Genomic DNA, 15989 nt, shown 5'->3' with positions numbered 1-15989 from the left:
TATGTGTTTCCCGGAAAAATAATCCTCAAAGCCTGAAAAGATTTGCCTGAGTTGTTGGTTTTGCGGAGATTTATGGCTAAAATTTCCGAAAAGATGGGCCTTAACGGATACTATGACCGGGAAATGAAACTCGACCGCCGCGACCGCCGCATTCTGACCCAGCTGCAGGAGGATTCCCGTATCTCAAACGCCGACCTGGCCGAGGCGGTGGGCATGTCGCCCTCTGCCCTCTGGCGCCGGGTGCGGGCGCTGGAGGAAGCGGGCATCATCGAACGCTACGGCGCGGTGGTGAATGCGCCCGCAATGGGGCTGGGGTTCCAGGCCATTGTGCATGTGCATCTGACCCGGCATGACCCGGACAAGCTGGTGGAGTTCATCCGTGCAGTGGAAACCAGCCCGCTGGTGCAGGAATGCTATGCCACCACCGGCCAGGCAGATTACCACCTGCGGGTGCTAGCGCCGGACCTGGATGCCTACAACCGGTTTCTGGAGGATTTCCTGTTCCGCTTGCCGGCGGTTGCCAGCGCCCAGACCAATGTGGTGCTGCGCACGATCAAACGCGACAAGCCCGTGGTGCCCTGATCATTGCGCCTGCGGCGCAGGCCTCCCCTCTCGGCGGCAAAGCCGCCTGCCGGCAGCGGGACGGGAGTGTTTTCACAAAGAAGAATTGCAGACCTTTATTGAGTTTCTTCTTTGCAGAAATACTCCGGGGGTCTGGGGGCTGGCCCCCAGCTTGCAGGTGCTGATTACATCGCGGCGTATTTCACCCAGGCCCAGGCCATGGCGATATAGGTCAGCTGGTGCAGCGCCTGGTCCGAGCCCATCGCCTGCCAGAACATCGCCTGCTGCGGGTTCAGCTTGCGGCGTTCGGAAAAGCGCGCCTTGCCGAAATCAATGTGGAAATGCACCACCCATTCCAGCGCTCCAAGCACCAGGATGAACACCGCCGGCGCGCCGAACAGGGCAAAAACCAGGGCCGAGCCTATCACATGGACACCGGCGTGCTGGGCGCGCCCCACGTGGACATAGGCGCAGCGGCCGGACAGCATTTTCGGCGTTTGCAGAAAGAAGTCGGCAAACAGGTGCTTGACCTGCAGGGCGCAGAGCAGCAGCAGAACGGATCCGACATATTCCGGCAAACCGAATGACCTCCAGCAAGTGTACCTCGCTGGAACCTTACGGATTTTTTCCCGCCTGGCAAATGCCGCGCCGGCCGGGTGCCGCAACGGGACGCAGCGGGCTTCTGCCCATTGCCTGTGCCCGCCAAACCGCGCTACCCATAAGGCAGCCCATATCCGAAGCCGCCATTTATGGAGCTTTCCCATCGAGCGCTCTTTGTTCCATTTTATCTGGAAATACTCGAAACGCGACCAACTGGTGCTGCTGGTTGTCACCGCCTGCCTGTTCCCTCTGCTCTATCTGACCCTGGAGCTGCCCAAGCGGATCATCAACGATGCGATCGGGTCGGAGACGTCCACCATCACGGTGCTGGGGCAGAGTTTCGGCCAGCTCACCTTCCTGTGGATTCTGTGCGGTGCCTTCCTGCTGGCAGTGCTGTGCCATGGCCTGCTGAAGATGCGGATCAACACCATGAAAGGGGTGCTGGCCGAGCGGATGCTGCGGCGCTTCCGCTATCAGCTGATCGCCCGCGTCCTGCGCTTTCCGCAGCCCTATTTCGAACGGGTCAGCCAGGGCGAACTGGTGTCGATGGTCACCTCCGAATCCGAGCCGATGGGCGGCCTGATGGGCGACGCGGTCAGCCAGCCGGTGCTTCAGGCGGGCCAGATGCTGACCATCCTGTTCTTCCTGTTCGTGCAGAACTTCTGGTTCGGCATGGCGGCCATTGCGCTGATCCCGCTGCAGGGCTGGCTGATCCCGATGCTGCAGCGGCAGATCAACCAGCTGAACAAGAAACGCATCAAGCAGGTGCGGGCGCTGGCCACCGAGATCGGCGAAAGCGCCGCCGGTGCCGCGACTCTCCGGATCAATGGCGGCTGGCGCTACCGGATGGCGGTGGTCACCGCACGGCTGGGGCGGCTGTACGACATCCGCTTCGAGATCTACCAGAAAAAGTTCTTCATGAAGTTTCTCAACAACTTCATCACCCAGCTGACGCCGTTCTTCTTTTATGCGGTGGGCGGCTATCTGGTGCTGCAGGGCAAGGTCTCGCTGGGGGCGCTGGTGGCAGCGCTGGCAGCCTACAAGGATCTGGCGTCGCCCTGGAAGGAGCTTCTGGCCTATTACAACCAGACCCAGGACATGAGCGTGCGCTGGGATGTGATCCTGGAACGCTTTGCGCCGCAGGGCATGGTCGATGACAAGCTTCTCAGCAGCGAGCCGGAGGATTTGGGGCGCCTCGAGGGCGATGTGGTGCTGGACGCGGTCAGTGTGCGCGACACCGATGGCAACCTGGTGCTGGAGGAGCTGAGCGCAGCTTTCCCGGCCGGTCAGGTGATCGGCATTGCAGCGCCCTCGGAGGAGGACCGCCGCGCCCTGGCAGAGCTGCTGACCCGGGAAATCCTGCCCTCTTCCGGGACGGTGACGGTGGCCGGCCGGAATCTCAGCGGGCTGCACCAGGCCACCATAGCCGCACGGATCGGCTATGCCACATCGCGCCCGGTGCTGTTCCAGGGCTCCTTTGGCGACAATGTGATGATGCCGATGCGGCTGCGTCCGCTAGGGGAAGCGCGCGATCTGCAGCAGCTGGAAATTGCCAAGCGCGCGGGCAACAGCCCGGATCCCTTTGATGCCCCGTGGCTGGATCCCAAGCTGGCTGGCTTCTCCAGCGAAGAAGAATTGCGCGGCTGGTGGCTGCAGCTGGTGGAGGGGATAGGCTCGGACACGGCGCTGTTCCGCCGCGGCATTGAACAGCGTTTCGAGGCCGATGCGCATCAGCAGCTGGCGGAGCAGCTGGTCCGCTTGCGCCCGGCGGTGCAAAAGGCGATCCACGACGCCGGACTGGACGTGCATGTGCATTTCCTGGACCCCGAAAGCTACAACCCGGCGCTGCCGGTCGCGGAGAACCTGCTGTTTGCCGCCTCCGAACAAGCCATGACCGGTGCGGTCCTGCACGGGCATGCGGAGTTCCTGGATCAGCTCAAGCAGCTGGGGCTGGACGAGGGGCTGGTGGCGCTGACCCGCGACGTGGTGGAGATGCTGCGGCAGATTTTCGGCATGGACGGCACCGGCCACCCGCTGTTCCGCAAGCTGGGGCTGGATGTGGAGGCCTATGAGGCCGCGATCGCACTGGTGGACAGGCCGGCGGGCAGCAATGCTGCAGCCCTCCGCCGCGAGGAGCTGGCGCAGCTGCTGATCGTGCCGTTCACCATTTCCGCGGAACAGATCGGTCCGGCCTTCGGCGACGGGATGAAGGAGCGCATCCTCGGGTTCCGCCGCAGCCACGGGCAGAGCCTGCTGAAGGCGCTGGGCGCCGGCTTCGTGCCGTTCTCCGGCGAGAGTTTTGCACCCAGCCTGACGGTTCTGGAAAATGCCCTGTTCGGCAAGATTTCCGATGCCGCGGGGGCCAAGGGCGATGAGGTGCGCAAGCTGGTCTCGGAGCTGATGGTCCGCGAAGGCCTGCGCGACCAGGTGGTGGAGCTGATCTTTGACATGCCGATTGCCGTCGGCGGCCAGGGGCTGGCCGCCAGCTTTGCCGAGCCGCTGGCCTTCTGCCGGGCCACGATCAAGCGGCCCGATCTTCTGATCCTGGATTCGGCCATGGCGAGTTATGACCTGGAAACCCGCGTGGCGGTGCACAGGAACCTGCGCAAGCTGCTGCCGGAGACCACGCTGATCTACCTCGCGCCCAGTTTCCAGAGCCCGGACGTGTTTGACGTCTTTTTCGAGCTGCGCCAGGGGCGGCTGGTCAGCGACGAGGCGGAGGCCGCGGCGGCCGGCGACGGGGCCTCCAGCCAGGATCTGGCCCGCAAGCTCAGGGCGCTGGAGCAGACCGAGCTGTTTTCCGGCCTGAACCGCCGCCAGCTGCGCCTGCTGGCTTTTGGGGCGCGCTGGTTTGAGGCAAAGGCCGGGGAGGCGGTGTTTCTCAAGGATGATGAGGCCACGGACGGTGCCTATATGATCCTCGAGGGCGAAGCGGGGCTGTACCTGCCGCTGCCGGAGGATGAAGACCGGCTGATTGCCACGGTCGGCCCCGGGCGGCTGGTCGGGGAACTGGGGCTGATCCGCCATGAGCCGCGGGCGCTGAGCATGATTGCGGAAAGCGATCTGCGCTGCCTGCGGATCGGCGAGGAAGAATTCCTGGCGGTTGTCGAAAACGATGCCTCGACCGCCTTCAAGCTGCTGCAGGTGGTGGCGGGCTACGTCTCCAACTGATCTGGATAACCGAAACGGGGAATTACGATATGAAACTGCTGCGATACCGCGCAGGCACGGAGGTCCGGCCGGGTCTGCTGGACACCACGGGTGCAATCCGGGACCTGTCGGGCCATGTGCCGGATATCACCGGCGCTGTGCTGGGGGATGCGGCCCTGGCCCGTCTGGCGGCGCTGGATCCGGAGATGCTGCCGCTGGCCGAGGGAGAGCCGGAGCTGGCGCCTTGCGTCGGGCAGGCGGGCAAATTCCTGGGCATCGGCCTGAACTACACGGACCACGCCGAAGAGATGGGCATGGCGCTGCCGGAGCATCCGATCCTGTTTCTGAAGGCGACGTCTTCCATTTGCGGTCCGGATGACGACGTGCTCCTGCCGCGCGGCTCGGTGGCGGCGGATTGGGAGGTGGAGCTGGGGGTGGTGATCGGCACCGCCGCCAAATACGTGTCCGAGGCAGAGGCGCTGGACCACGTGGCGGGTTATTGCGTGATCAACGACGTGTCCGAGCGCGACTTCCAGACCAAGCTCACCGGCCAATGGACCAAGGGCAAGAGCTGCGACACCTTCGGCCCTGTAGGCCCCTGGCTGGTGACCCGCGACGAAGTGCAGGATCCGCAGAATCTGTGGCTGACTTGCGATGTGAACGGCGAGCGGCGGCAGACAGGCAGCACCGGCACGATGGTGTTCACGGTGGCACAGATCATCTCGCACCTGAGCGGGCTGATGACCCTGCACCCGGGCGATGTGATCGCCACCGGCACGCCGCCGGGAGTGGGGATGGGGATCAAGCCCGCGCCGGTCTATCTGAAGCCGGGCGACGTGATGCGGCTGGAGATCGAAGGGCTGGGGGTGCAGACCCAAACCGTGCGGGCGGACGGCTGACAGGCGGCGGCGCTCTCCCGCCCGTTCCGGCGCATTTGCAGAATGCGCCTCCCCGGTTGGGCGTGGCGCAGCGCTGACGCGCAGCGCCGGCTCCATGGCCGGTGGCGGTAGACCAGATCATCCCGGTCCGGTTTGGCGGCTTCAGGGGCAAGCATGGCCCGCAGCCGCTGCGCCAGGCTCCGGGACTGGATATTTGCCGGACCGGCCTGGCTGACCCGCGTGGCCAGCTTCAGCGTGCCTAAGACCCAGCCCTGCAGCGCACTGGCTGTCTCAGAGGCCTGTCTCAATTAAGCATATCGCTGTCTTTCCGCCCGGGGATAGCGGAACCAGTCCAGTTCGGTTCCCGGAAACAGCGGGGCCCATTGCCGCCAATCTGGCCAGGGCAGGTGTCAGCCTCTTTGCGGCCGATCATCATCGCGCCATGGCCCGCCAGCGGCCGTTGTGCGATGCCGTGGAAGAACATGCCCCAAGCCGCAATTCGCGTGAATGGGCCGCCGATGTGGCGGCGTCGCTGCGGCCGCATGAAGGCCGGTCGCCCGGCCAGTCCGCGGTACCCGGCGGGCGCGGCAAGGGCCGTCCCGTTTCCAGGGTTGGCACAGCGCGCATCGTTCAACCTTTCCGGAGCGGCGCCGGCGGCCGGTTTCCGTGCTGGAAGCGAGCCGCCCGCCGTGGTTACTCCGCACTGCAAAACTGTTTGTGGAGGAGGGCGATGATTTCCTCGGTGCTGCTGTCCTTCAGTGAGTAGAAAACCGTCTTGCCCTCGCGCCGGGTCCTGACCAGTCCGTCTTCCCGCAGCCGCGCGAGCATCTGGCTCACTGCCGCCTGGCGCATGTTCAGCAGCGCTTCCAACTCGCCCACCGATCGTTCCCCCGCCCCCAAATGGCAGAGGATCATCAGCCGGCCTTCATGCGCCAGCGTTTTCAGGAAGGCGGTGGCGGCGGCGGCGCCCGCCTGCATGTCATGCGGTGTGTCCGGGGGCGTGGCGCCGCTGGTCGGAGAGGGCAATGCTCAGGTCCTGCTGTCGTCTTTTTCCTGCACATTGCCCATTTCCGGCAGTCGAGTCACCCCGGAGTTGCATTTCAGTCCATGATCGGCGGAGAGCCACCGGCGAAGGCATTGCCATTGGCATAATCACAGGGCGCTTCCTGCATGTTGAGGTGCAGGTCGCTGCCGGTGAAAGGGTGGGCGCGGGCGAGGTCTTCGTCCACCTCGATGCCCAGACCTGGCGCGTCCGGTGGAGTGACAAAGCCGTTCTCGACCCGGATTGTCCCCTTGATCAGCTGATCGTGGAAGGGGGTTTCGATGGTTTCCAGCAGCAGGATGTTGGGGATCGAGGCCGCGAGGTGGATGTTGGCGGCCCACTCCACCGGCCCGGCATAAAGATGCGGCGCCATCTGCGCGTTGAAGACCTCGGCAATGGCGGCGACCTTCTTCATTTCCCAGATGCCGCCGGCCCGGCCCAGAGCGGGCTGCAGGATCTCGGCTGCACCGGCACGCAGCACCGCGGCGAATTCCGCCTTGGTTGTCATCCGCTCGCCCGTGGCCACCGGAATGCGCACATTGCGGGCGACCCGCGCCATGTCCTCGATATTGTCGGGCGGCGTGGGCTCTTCGAACCAGAGCGGGGAGTAAGGCTCCAGCGCCTGGCCAAGGCGGATCGCGCCCGCAGTGCTGAACTGGCCGTGGGTGCCGAACAGCAGATCGGCCTTGTCGCCCACCGCCTCGCGGATCGCCTTGCAGAAAGCCAGGGACATCGAGATGTCGGACATTGCAGGCATATGCCCGCCGCGCAGGGTGTAGGGGCCTGCCGGGTCGAATTTCAGTGCGGTGAAGCCTTCGCTCACCTTCTGCGCTGCCGCCTCGGCTGCCGTTTCAGGCGAGGTCCAGAACGCAGCGATGCCGTGCTGCGGCAGCGGGTAGAGGTAGGTATAGGCACGGATGCGGTCGTTCATCCGGCCGCCGATCAACGCGTGCACCGGGCGGCCGCGGTCCTTGCCCAGGATGTCCCAGCAGGCGATCTCCAGCCCCGAAAACGCGCCCATCACAGTCAGGTCCGGGCGCTGGGTAAAGCCCGAGGAATAGGCGCGGCGGAACATCAGCTCGATGTTTTCCGGGCTTTCCCCGGCCATGTGGCGCTCGAACACGTCGCGGATCACATGTGTCATCGCGCCGGGCCCGACAGAGGACGCATAGCACTCGCCCCAGCCGGTGATGCCGGTGTCGGTGGTGACTTTCACCAGGATCCAGTAACGCCCGCCCCAGCCCGGAGCAGGCGGTGCGGTGACAATGACATCGAGGTCCTGCAGCTTCATGGGTCAGTTCTCCGTCGCGGCGTCAAAGGCGGACAGTTCCCGGTCGATCTCTTCCACCGCGGCCCGGGTGCTGAAAAAGGCCAGGTCCGGCGCGTCTCTGCTGTCCATGCGGACCACCACATCGATTTGCACCCTCGCCCCGTCAAAAGCGCCGTCAATCTGCCAGCGGCGGGTGTTGTCCACGTCCATGCCCGGCAGGGCATCCGCGATGGCGGCGGTGAAATCCGCAGGCAGACCGAACCGCGGATTGTTGGCGAGCCGCGTCAGAAAGGGTGCAACCTCGCCGGCAGCAAAACCGGCCGAGGTCTCCGAGGTGATTGGCGGTGGCTTGGCGGCCTCGGGTTTGAAGAGGCTGGTCAGGAATTTCAGCACGTCCTGTGCTCCGCATTGCTGGGGTCAGCCAAAGACAATCACATTGCGCTTGGCAGAGCCAGTCTTGGTGTCGGCAATGGCCTCGTTGATCTGCTCCAGAGACCAGCGGCCCGAGATCAGCTCATCCAGTTTCAGGCGGCCCTGCTGGTAAAGGTCCACCATCCACGGAATGTCGCGCTGGATCACCGCGTCTCCCATTTTGGAGCCGATCAGCCCCTGGCCCACGGCAGCCAGAACCACGGGTTCGTAACTTGCCTTGGCACCGGAATGCGGCATGCCAATCAGCACCGCCCTGCCGCCGCGGGCAAGGTAGCGCGGGGCCTGTTCATAGGCGGGGATGGCGCCGACGGTGACCAGAACCGCATCGGCGCCGCGGCCGCCAAGCGCCTTGTGGGCTGCTTTCCAGGGCTTGTCATCCGTTGCCAGGACCCCGTGGGTAGCACCGAATTCCTTGGCAATTTCCAGCTTTCCAGGGCTCATGTCGACCGCGACAATGCGGCGGGCGCCGGCTATGCGGGCCCCTTGGATGGCATTGAGGCCGACACCGCCGGCACCGATCACCACAACGTCCTGACCCGCACGCAGCCGGGCGGCATTGACTACGGCGCCCACCCCGGTGACCACGCCGCAGGAGATCAGCGCGGCCGCATCCTTGCTCATATCCGCCGGGATCTTCACGATCTGCCGCTGGTCCACCACCACCTTTTCGGCAAAGGCGCCGCAGGCCATAGCCTGTTCCAGCGGCTTGCCATCGGCGGTTTTCAGCGGGCCGTTCACGCCGTCATAGGGAGTCTCGCAGATCACCGGTCTGCCGCCGGCGCAGGACGGGCAGGTGCCGCAGCTGCGGATCAGGGTAACCACGACCGAGTCCCCCTCGGCAAACCCCTGCACCCCGTCTCCAACCCCGCTGATCACACCGGCGGCCTCATGCCCGTAGACGGCTGGCAGATGCCCGCCCCAGGCGCCCTCGGCAAAGGAGATATCGCTGTGGCAGATGGCGACCGCGGCCAGTGTCACCTCGACCTCGCCCATCCCGGGCGGCGACAGCTGCACCTTTTCGATCACCAGCGGGGCACCGAATTCATGGCAGACGGCGGCCTTGATGGTTTGCATGGTCTCTCTCCCCGTTTTCACGCAGCGTGGCGCGGCGGCGGCGCGGCATCAAGCCGGAATACGGCAGCCGGGTCCCGGTATTACGCCACGGAAGACTTGCTGCGCAGGATCGCCGCGCAGCCGATGCCCATGGTGCCGGTCATGACGGCCAGCGGCACCAGGGCGGGGAAAGCCGGCTGAAGCGCTGGATTGCAGCGCCTTTGTTCCAGCTGCCTGACAGCAGGGACAAGCTCCGGCCACTGCTGGCGTCCGCTATTTGCCGCCCAGATCCTCCGTCTTCTTGGCGAATTGCATGGCTTCCCACGGCGCACAGCCCATCTGCCGGGCCGGGTCAAACAGTGCCGCGGCGTCCAGATCCGGATAGTCGCGCGCCACCAGTTCCCGCAGCGGCGTTTGCGCAGCCTGCGCCTCTTGGCACAGGGCCTTGACCGCGGCCTGCGCATCCGGCCGCGGCATTTGTCCGGCCAGCGCAAAACTCAGCGTCTCGGCGTGGATCATGTCCAGCCCGCCTGACAGTGCGGCCGCCATTGCCTCCGGATCGGGGCTGAGACCGGCGCAGAGATCCTTGCCGGTTTTCGCGGCACTGGCCGCGCCCAGAACGATCTGCGGCAGGCACATCCATTCGGTGAACCAGGCGGCCCCGTCGCGCTGGTGCCGCTGCACTGCGGCTCCCTGCAGCACAGAGTGCAAACCGCTGCCCTGCCGCGCCAGCGCCACCAGCGCCGAAGGCGCGACGGGGTTCTGCTTTTGCGGCATGGTGGAGGATGCGCCGCCGCCGCCCAGCGAGAGTTCTCCGATGCCGCTCTGCACCAAAGCGATGCAGTCCTCGCCGATCTTGCCAAACGCCAGGGCCACCCGCGTCAGCCAGTCCGCAATCCGCAGAACCGGCGTGCGGTCGGTGTGCCAGCTGCGCCCCGGATCCTGCAAAGCCAGCCCCTTGGCCATCGCGGCGCGCACTTCCGCCGCTTTCGGCCCCAGCGCAGAGGCCGTGCCTGCCGCCCCGGACAAGGACACCATGAGGCAGGACTGCCGCAGCGAAGGCAGCTCTTCCAGCAGATTCAGAAGCGGCGCGCCCCAGCCTGCCGCCACCGCGCCGAAACTGGCCGGGGTGGCGTGCTGGCCATAGGTGCGGGCGGCCATCGGCAGCTCTGCATGGGTGCGGGCCAGGCTTCCAAGCGCCTTTGCCGCGGCCAGAACATCGGCCTCCACCAGCGCCAGCGCCTGACGCAGGCGCAGCATCAGCCCGCTGTCCATGATGTCCTGCGATGTGGCGCCCCAATGCACGTACTGCGCATGTTCGGGGGCCTTCATTTCCGCGCGGAAGGCGGCCACCAGCTCCGGCACCGGCACGCCGTTCCGGCCGGTGGGCTGTTTCAGCACGCCGGGATCGACGGCAATTTCCACCACCGCCCGGGTGATGGCGGCGGCGCTGTCCTGGGGGATCACCCCCGCCGCGCCCTGGGCCTTGGCCAGCGCGCCTTCTGCCAGCAGCATGGCGCGCACCTCGGCACTGTCGGAAAACAGGCGGCCTGCCTCGCCGCCGCTGAAAAGACCGCCGTATACTTGGCTGTCGAAAACGGAACCTGCCATCAGAAGTCCTTTGCAATTTGCCCGATCAGACCGGCGAGCCCCTCGGGGTCCGCAAAGAAGGGCGAATGGGATGTGTTCATTTCAAAGACCCGCTGCGGCGGCAGCCGGGACGCCATCTGCGCCTGGTATTCCGGCGGGATCACCCGGTCGGCGGTGCAGCGGATATAGGCCTTGGGCACGCTCTCGAACCGTTCGCTCAGCCGGATAGGCGTCTCCTGCGGCCGGATCGGCTGCGGGCAGAGGTTCTCCAGGGCAATGCGCACTGCCTCCTCCGGGCAGTCGTGATAAAACAGCTCCGGCGCGGTCTCCGGCACGAAACTGTAGCTGGTGCCGGCGGCGTTCTTGGCTGTCGCGCCGGTCAGCGTCTGCGCCGGTCCGGCCTTGCGCATTCCGATCAGGGACAGACCGCTGACCGGCAGATAGGCGCACAGGAAGATCAGCCCGCGCAGCCGGTCCGGACCGGTCTCGGCCGCGGCGGAAACCGGGAAACCGCCCCAGGAATGCCCCAGCACGATGGTGTCCGGGGTTGCAGCCGCCAGCACCGCCTCTGCGGTTTCTTCCAGCGTAACCGTTGCCGGGTCCCGGACGCCGTCATGGCCGGGCAGCGTGATGGCGCGGGCCGCGTGGCCGCGGGCTTGCAGCGCCGGGACAACGTCGCGCCAGCACCAGGCGCCGTGGCAGGAGCCGTGGATCAGCAGGATATCAGCCAATGTGCCCGGTCTCCCTAAGGAAGGCGGTCAGGCATTCGGCATATTCCTCCGGCTGCTCGACGCAGGGGATGTGGCCGGCCCGGCGCATCAGGCGGAACCGGCTGCCGGGGATCAGGTCCACGGTTTCGCGCACGAGGTCCGGCGGGGTGGCGCCGTCCTCAGCACCCGCGATGCCAAGGCACGGCAGCCGCAGGCCGCTGGTAGGGGTGTAGAAATCGGTTCCGGCAATTGCCGCGCAGCAGCCGGCATAGCCGTCGCGGGACTGCTGCACCAGCATGTTGCGCCACAGCTGCAGCTCGGGCGTAGCGCGGAACCCGCGTGAGAACCAGCGTTCCATCACCGCATCGGCCAGCGCTTCGATCCCCTGCGCCTGCACCGTCTGCACCCGCTCCTTCCACATCTCCGCGGTGCCGATCTTGGCGGCTGTGTTGGAAAGCACCAGCGCCCGGACCTGATCCAGCCGCTTCACCGCCAGACCTTGCGCGATCATGCCGCCGATCGACAGCCCCGCGAACACGCAGTCGCGCACCTGCAGATGATCCAGCAGCCGTTCCGCATCCCGCACCAGCGCGCCCATCGAGTAGGGCGCAGGCGGGCAGGAGGACAGCCCGTGCCCGCGCTTGTCATAGCGGATGATGCGCAGCCCGCGCGGCAGCCTTGCCACCACCGCGTCCCAGACCCTGAGATCGGTGCCCAGCGAATTGGCAAAGACGAGCGGGGCGCCGTCCGCGTCCCCGTCGATGCGGTAGTGAAGCTGGACATTGCCCAGATCTGCGATCTGCATGGAATACCTCTTTGCTGCTCTGCCGCAGTCTACCTGTGCCGGGGCAGAGAGGTAAACCAGCCGGCCGCCGCCAGCGGGGGAATTTTCCTGAGAAAGAAAACAGGCCGTGAAAACTGGATTTTCCGGCCCGCCTCAGCCGCGCAGCTCCATGTGGGCCATGATCTGCCCGTGATCGGAGGCCAGCTTGTTGTAGGGCGCTTCGGGATGGCTGCCGTCGGTCAGATGATCGTTGAAGACGCTGTAATACAGCATCTCGCCAAAGGCGCCGGGCCAGGACGGGTCAAAGTGGCGCGACATGTAGATCTGGTCGATGCTTTCGTGAACGCCGCCGAAGGCAGTGGTGTAGACCACATCGCGCAGGCTTTTCTTCAGGAACATCTTCTCGGCCGCGCGCAGCCGCACCCGGTCGATGGCCTCGCGGATCTGCGCATCCTCCTCCTCGGAATACCGGTCGGCCGGATGCCGGGCGTCATGGCGCAGCATCCAGGCGTAGTTCCTGAACGGCACTTCGCCGGAGATGATTTCACTGCTCACCGCGTGCTCGCCGTCATTGAAATCACCCAGCACCATCACCGGGCGGCCTTGCTCCAGCTCATCCAGAACGGCGCGCCGCAGGACCCATGCCTCGCCCATCCGCCTGAGGGCCGCACGCAAGGAACCCATCGCCCGGCCTGCCGCGTCATAGGCCGTCAGCACGGTTTCCGGAGGGTAGGGGGCGCCCTGCGGTTTGATGTATTCTCCCAGCTTGGATTTCAGATGGCAGTTGAAGATGCTGATCACTTGGCCCCCAACCGGCACCCGCACCTTGAGGATCGGGCGCGAAAGGCGGCGCAGGGTGTAGAACCCCGCGTCTTCTTCCTCGCCCAGGCAGGCCATCGGGATGTCCAGCGGCTGGGCCAGGTCCTGGATCACTTCCGGCGCGTCTTCGAAACCGGACCGCGACAGCAAGGCCAGCCCGGGCCGCCGCCCGCCCGGCTCGCCGGTGTCGTTGATGTTCGGCGCAAAGGCCAGTTCCGCTTCGGCATAGGAGCCAAAGGCCAGTTTCTGAAAGATCGCCTTGCGGTGATAGCGCTTGGAAGGGTCGGGGATGCTGGCGGCATTGGCCTGCGCGCCGCGCCGGTCGGTTTCGGCAATCACCTGGCGCAGCGGCGCTTCCTCAAAGACTTCCTGGAACCCGACGATATCGGCATTCAGCGTCAGCAGCTGATCCGCCATCCAGTCCGCCTTCCAGGCGTATTCCTCCGGCGTGTAGCTTTGAAAGCGGTAGTACTCCCGCTCCGGTCCGATCAGATTCTTGACGTTGAACGAGGCGATGGTGAAACGTGTCATGAAAGCCTCCCTGACTGCCGCGCGATACCCCGCGCGGCCAGGATTCAAGCATAGCGCGTGAGCGCCTCCCGGAACAGCTCCGCATCCACATTGCCGCCGGTGGCAACCGCAATCACAGCTGCGCCGGTGATCTCTCCGGGGTGAAACAGCGCCGCCGCCAATGCCGCGGCGCCGCCGGGTTCCAGCACGATTTTCAGCCGCAAAAAGGCCTGTGCCATCGCCCGCATCGCCTCTTCCTCGGTGACGGCCAGCCCCGGGCCGCACAGCCGGCTGAGGATGGGAAAGGTGATTTCGCCCGGCTGCGGCGTCAGAATCGCGTCGCAGATGGAGCCGGACTGGCTGGGGTTCTGGCGGATTTCGCCTGCCGCAAGCGATCGGGCCGCATCGTCGAATCCCTCCGGTTCCACGGTCCGCACCCGCAGGCCAGGGGCGCGGGCTTCCAGCGCGAGGGCAATGCCGGACGACAGCCCGCCGCCGCCGCAGTTGACCAGCACATCCGCCTTCGTGACGCCCTCCGCGGCGGCCTGGTCCGCGATCTCCAGCCCGGTTGTGCCCTGGCCCGCAATCACCTGCGGCTCGTCATAGGGTTTGATCAGCGTCAGCCCGCGTGCTTCGGCATGCTGGGCACCGACCGCCTCGCGGCTCTCCCCGCCCGCGCGGTCATAAAGCACCACCTCAGCGCCCAGATCGCGGGTGTTATTGATCTTCAGCCGCGGCGCATCGGCGGGCATCACGATCACTGCGGGTGCGCCATGCGCCCGGGCTGCCGCTGCCACGCCTTGCGCATGGTTGCCGCTGGAATAGGCGATGACACCGCGCCTGAGCGCGTCGTCTGGCAGCGCCGAGACCGCCGACCAGCCGCCGCGGAACTTGAACGATCCGGTGTGCTGCAGGCATTCCGCCTTCACGAACAGCCGGCGCCCGGCAATCTCGTCCAGAAACGGCGAGGACAACAGCGGGGTGACGCGGGCATGGCCTTTCAGCCGCTCGGCGGCGGCGTCGATCATGGCAATTGAGGTCATTTGGTTTGGTCCAGTACTGAATGGATAAGGGCGAGCGCTTCCGGCTCGTCCAGAAACGGCACATGGCCGCGGCTGGCAATTTCCGCCGCTTGCAAGCCGGGCAGGCGGTGCTGCATTTCTGCGAAAGTTTCAGCGCTCAGAATGTCCGAATTGGCACCGCGGATCACGCCGCAGGGCAGGCCGTCCAGGGCCAGGAACAGCGGCCACAGATCCGCGGGCGGGCCGGCCTCGGCCTGCGCCAGCAGGGCATCGCGCAGGCGCGGATCATAGCGCAGGCTGAGCCCGTCCGTGCCCTGGTCGTAGAAGGCCTCGGCTTCCTCGCGCCACCGCGTGGCGGGGACATCCGGGAAGGCCGGGCGCATCAGCGTGTCCAGCGTTGCGGCCGCCTGCTCATAGGTTTTGGCGGCCGGGCGGCGGCCGACGTATTCCATGATCCGCGCGATCCCGCCTGCCGGGATTTCCGGCCCGACGTCATTCAGGATCACTGCCGACAGCCGGTCCTTGGCCATCGCCGCCAGTGTCATGGCCACAAGGCCGCCGCGCGAGGTGCCCAGGATCGCGGTGCGCTGCAGTCCCAGGTGATCCAGCAGCTCCAGCACATCCTGCGCCTCGCGCAGCACATTGTAATTCGTGAAATCGGGATCACGCGCAGACTGCCCCCGGCCGCGCGCATCCAGCGTGATCATCCGGTACCGCCCGGCATGGGGTGCAAAATAGCGGAAGTCCCGGCTGTCGCGGGTGAGGCCCGCGAGGCAAAGGAGCGGCCGTCCCTCTCCGCCAACGGAATAATGCAGCTGCAGCCCGTCCCGGGTTACAAAAAATGGCATGTGCGCACTCAGCTCCCCGTCAGGTCAGGAATGGCGGTCAGGTCCTGCAGGATGTGCGCGGGTTTCCAGGGCAGACGGTCCACCGGCTCTCCCGCCCGGTTCACCCAGGCGGTGGCAAAGCCGTAACCCGCGGCCCCCGCCGCATCCCAGCCGTTGGAGGAGACAAACAGCACCTCTTCTTTGGCGCAGCCGAAGCGTTTGCCGACCAGGTCATAGACCTTTGCATCGGGTTTGAAGACGCCGACGCTTTCCACCGACAGCACATCATCCAGCAGCGCGCCCAAGCCGGCCGACTGCACCGCGCCGTCCAGCATTGCAGGCGACCCGTTCGACAGAATCGCCGTGTTCATTCCGGCGCTCTTGAGAGTTTTCAGCATGGCAGGCACTTCCGGGTAGGCTTGCAGTTCCCAGTAGAGATCCAGCAGGCGCTGGCGCAGGGCGGCATCGCCTGCCAGCCCGGCGGCCTCCATCGCCCAGTCGAGCCCGTCCTGGGTCACGTCCCAGAAATCGGCATGGGCCTTGGTGATGGCGCGCAGCCAGGTGTATTGCAGCTGCTTCAGCCGCCAGTGGCTGGCAAGTTCTGCCCAGCTGTCTCGCAGATGCGGAAACTCCGGCTCGCAGGCGGCCTGCCGGGCGGCGGCGGCCACATCGAACAGGGTTCCGTAGGCGTCAAAGACACAGGTGGTGATCGGCATGGCTCCCTCCCTTGAAGCGAGAGTT

The 15989-nt window shown here is 65.9% G+C and carries 15 protein-coding genes; 3 read left to right on the top strand and 12 right to left on the bottom strand.

Translation table 11 applies throughout. From position 1 onward, the window contains the following. Positions 1-123 precede the first annotated feature (123 nt). Positions 124-582 carry an Lrp/AsnC family transcriptional regulator gene (locus OKQ63_RS17080; RefSeq protein ID WP_264211233.1) on the top strand — a complete coding sequence of 153 codons (459 nt, stop codon included), beginning with the start codon at positions 124-126 and terminating at the stop codon, positions 580-582. 164 nt (positions 583-746) lie between these two features. Here OKQ63_RS17080 and OKQ63_RS17075 read toward each other — a convergent pair whose 3' ends face one another. Further along, entirely contained in the window at positions 747-1139 is a 393-nt protein-coding gene (locus tag OKQ63_RS17075; RefSeq protein ID WP_264211232.1) for a DUF3307 domain-containing protein, read from the bottom strand. A gap of 196 nt (positions 1140-1335) precedes the next feature. On the opposite strand from OKQ63_RS17075, the gene OKQ63_RS17070 reads away from it, so the two are divergent. Together OKQ63_RS17070 and OKQ63_RS17065 are read left to right on the top strand one after the other, a co-directional pair. Then, complete coding sequence (locus OKQ63_RS17070; protein ID WP_264211231.1) at positions 1336-4332, top strand: ABC transporter transmembrane domain-containing protein; 2997 nt, start codon at positions 1336-1338, stop codon at positions 4330-4332. A 29-nt stretch (positions 4333-4361) separates the two neighbouring features. After that, the gene (locus OKQ63_RS17065) at positions 4362-5210 is read left to right on the top strand and encodes a fumarylacetoacetate hydrolase family protein (protein WP_264211230.1); all 849 of its coding nucleotides are present in this window, start codon (positions 4362-4364) and stop codon (positions 5208-5210) included. A gap of 672 nt (positions 5211-5882) precedes the next feature. Here OKQ63_RS17065 and OKQ63_RS17060 read toward each other — a convergent pair. The 11 genes from OKQ63_RS17060 to OKQ63_RS17010 form a co-directional block, all read right to left on the bottom strand. Further along, on the bottom strand, positions 5883-6167 hold the full coding sequence (locus OKQ63_RS17060; protein ID WP_264211229.1) for an ArsR/SmtB family transcription factor: 285 nt from the start codon (positions 6165-6167) through the stop codon (positions 5883-5885). Positions 6168-6289: 122 nt separating this feature from the next. Further along, complete coding sequence (locus OKQ63_RS17055; protein ID WP_264211228.1) at positions 6290-7522, bottom strand: mandelate racemase/muconate lactonizing enzyme family protein; 1233 nt, start codon at positions 7520-7522, stop codon at positions 6290-6292. Between the two features lie 3 nt (positions 7523-7525). After that, complete coding sequence (locus OKQ63_RS17050) at positions 7526-7894, bottom strand: hypothetical protein (RefSeq protein ID WP_264211227.1); 369 nt, start codon at positions 7892-7894, stop codon at positions 7526-7528. Positions 7895-7918: 24 nt separating this feature from the next. Continuing rightward, entirely contained in the window at positions 7919-9007 is a 1089-nt protein-coding gene (locus tag OKQ63_RS17045) for a zinc-binding dehydrogenase (RefSeq protein ID WP_264211226.1), read from the bottom strand. 252 nt (positions 9008-9259) lie between these two features. After that, positions 9260-10597 carry a class-II fumarase/aspartase family protein gene (locus OKQ63_RS17040; protein ID WP_264211225.1) on the bottom strand — a complete coding sequence of 446 codons (1338 nt, stop codon included), beginning with the start codon at positions 10595-10597 and terminating at the stop codon, positions 9260-9262. After that, positions 10597-11307, bottom strand: a complete 711-nt coding sequence (locus OKQ63_RS17035) for an alpha/beta fold hydrolase (protein WP_264211224.1) — start codon at positions 11305-11307, stop codon at positions 10597-10599. Before OKQ63_RS17035 ends, OKQ63_RS17040 begins: the two co-directional genes overlap by 1 nt. Then, complete coding sequence (gene pcaD / locus OKQ63_RS17030) at positions 11300-12091, bottom strand: 3-oxoadipate enol-lactonase (RefSeq protein WP_264211223.1); 792 nt, start codon at positions 12089-12091, stop codon at positions 11300-11302. Before pcaD ends, OKQ63_RS17035 begins: the two co-directional genes overlap by 8 nt. Before the next feature lie 132 nt (positions 12092-12223). Beyond that, a complete protein-coding gene (locus OKQ63_RS17025; protein ID WP_264211222.1) occupies positions 12224-13420 on the bottom strand; it encodes an endonuclease/exonuclease/phosphatase family protein in 1197 nt (398 codons plus the stop codon). A gap of 44 nt (positions 13421-13464) precedes the next feature. After that, positions 13465-14442, bottom strand: a complete 978-nt coding sequence (locus tag OKQ63_RS17020; RefSeq protein WP_264211221.1) for a threonine ammonia-lyase — start codon at positions 14440-14442, stop codon at positions 13465-13467. Next, entirely contained in the window at positions 14439-15269 is an 831-nt protein-coding gene (locus OKQ63_RS17015) for an alpha/beta fold hydrolase (RefSeq protein WP_264211220.1), read from the bottom strand. The genes OKQ63_RS17020 and OKQ63_RS17015 overlap by 4 nt, the downstream gene beginning before the upstream one ends. Before the next feature lie 8 nt (positions 15270-15277). Next, positions 15278-15964 carry a haloacid dehalogenase type II gene (locus tag OKQ63_RS17010; RefSeq protein ID WP_264211219.1) on the bottom strand — a complete coding sequence of 229 codons (687 nt, stop codon included), beginning with the start codon at positions 15962-15964 and terminating at the stop codon, positions 15278-15280. Between the last annotated feature and the right edge of the window lie 25 nt (positions 15965-15989).

It is taken from the genome of Leisingera thetidis (genome assembly GCF_025857195.1).
GTDB lineage: Bacteria > Pseudomonadota > Alphaproteobacteria > Rhodobacterales > Rhodobacteraceae > Leisingera > Leisingera thetidis.
The sequence above is the reverse complement of the archived record's forward strand: the minus strand, read 5'-3'. Positions and strand labels throughout refer to the sequence as shown.

Coding starts and splice junctions, on each gene's coding strand:
- OKQ63_RS17080 (WP_264211233.1), top strand. CDS start 124: ATGAAACTCGACCGCCGCGACCGCCGCATTCTGACCCAGCTGCAGGAG.
- OKQ63_RS17065 (WP_264211230.1), top strand. CDS start 4,362: ATGAAACTGCTGCGATACCGCGCAGGCACGGAGGTCCGGCCGGGTCTG.
- OKQ63_RS17060 (WP_264211229.1), bottom strand. CDS start 6,167: ATGCAGGCGGGCGCCGCCGCCGCCACCGCCTTCCTGAAAACGCTGGCG.
- OKQ63_RS17055 (WP_264211228.1), bottom strand. CDS start 7,522: ATGAAGCTGCAGGACCTCGATGTCATTGTCACCGCACCGCCTGCTCCG.
- OKQ63_RS17045 (WP_264211226.1), bottom strand. CDS start 9,007: ATGCAAACCATCAAGGCCGCCGTCTGCCATGAATTCGGTGCCCCGCTG.
- OKQ63_RS17040 (WP_264211225.1), bottom strand. CDS start 10,597: ATGGCAGGTTCCGTTTTCGACAGCCAAGTATACGGCGGTCTTTTCAGC.
- pcaD (WP_264211223.1), bottom strand. CDS start 12,091: ATGCAGATCGCAGATCTGGGCAATGTCCAGCTTCACTACCGCATCGAC.
- OKQ63_RS17025 (WP_264211222.1), bottom strand. CDS start 13,420: ATGACACGTTTCACCATCGCCTCGTTCAACGTCAAGAATCTGATCGGA.
- OKQ63_RS17020 (WP_264211221.1), bottom strand. CDS start 14,442: ATGACCTCAATTGCCATGATCGACGCCGCCGCCGAGCGGCTGAAAGGC.
- OKQ63_RS17015 (WP_264211220.1), bottom strand. CDS start 15,269: ATGCCATTTTTTGTAACCCGGGACGGGCTGCAGCTGCATTATTCCGTT.
- OKQ63_RS17010 (WP_264211219.1), bottom strand. CDS start 15,964: ATGCCGATCACCACCTGTGTCTTTGACGCCTACGGAACCCTGTTCGAT.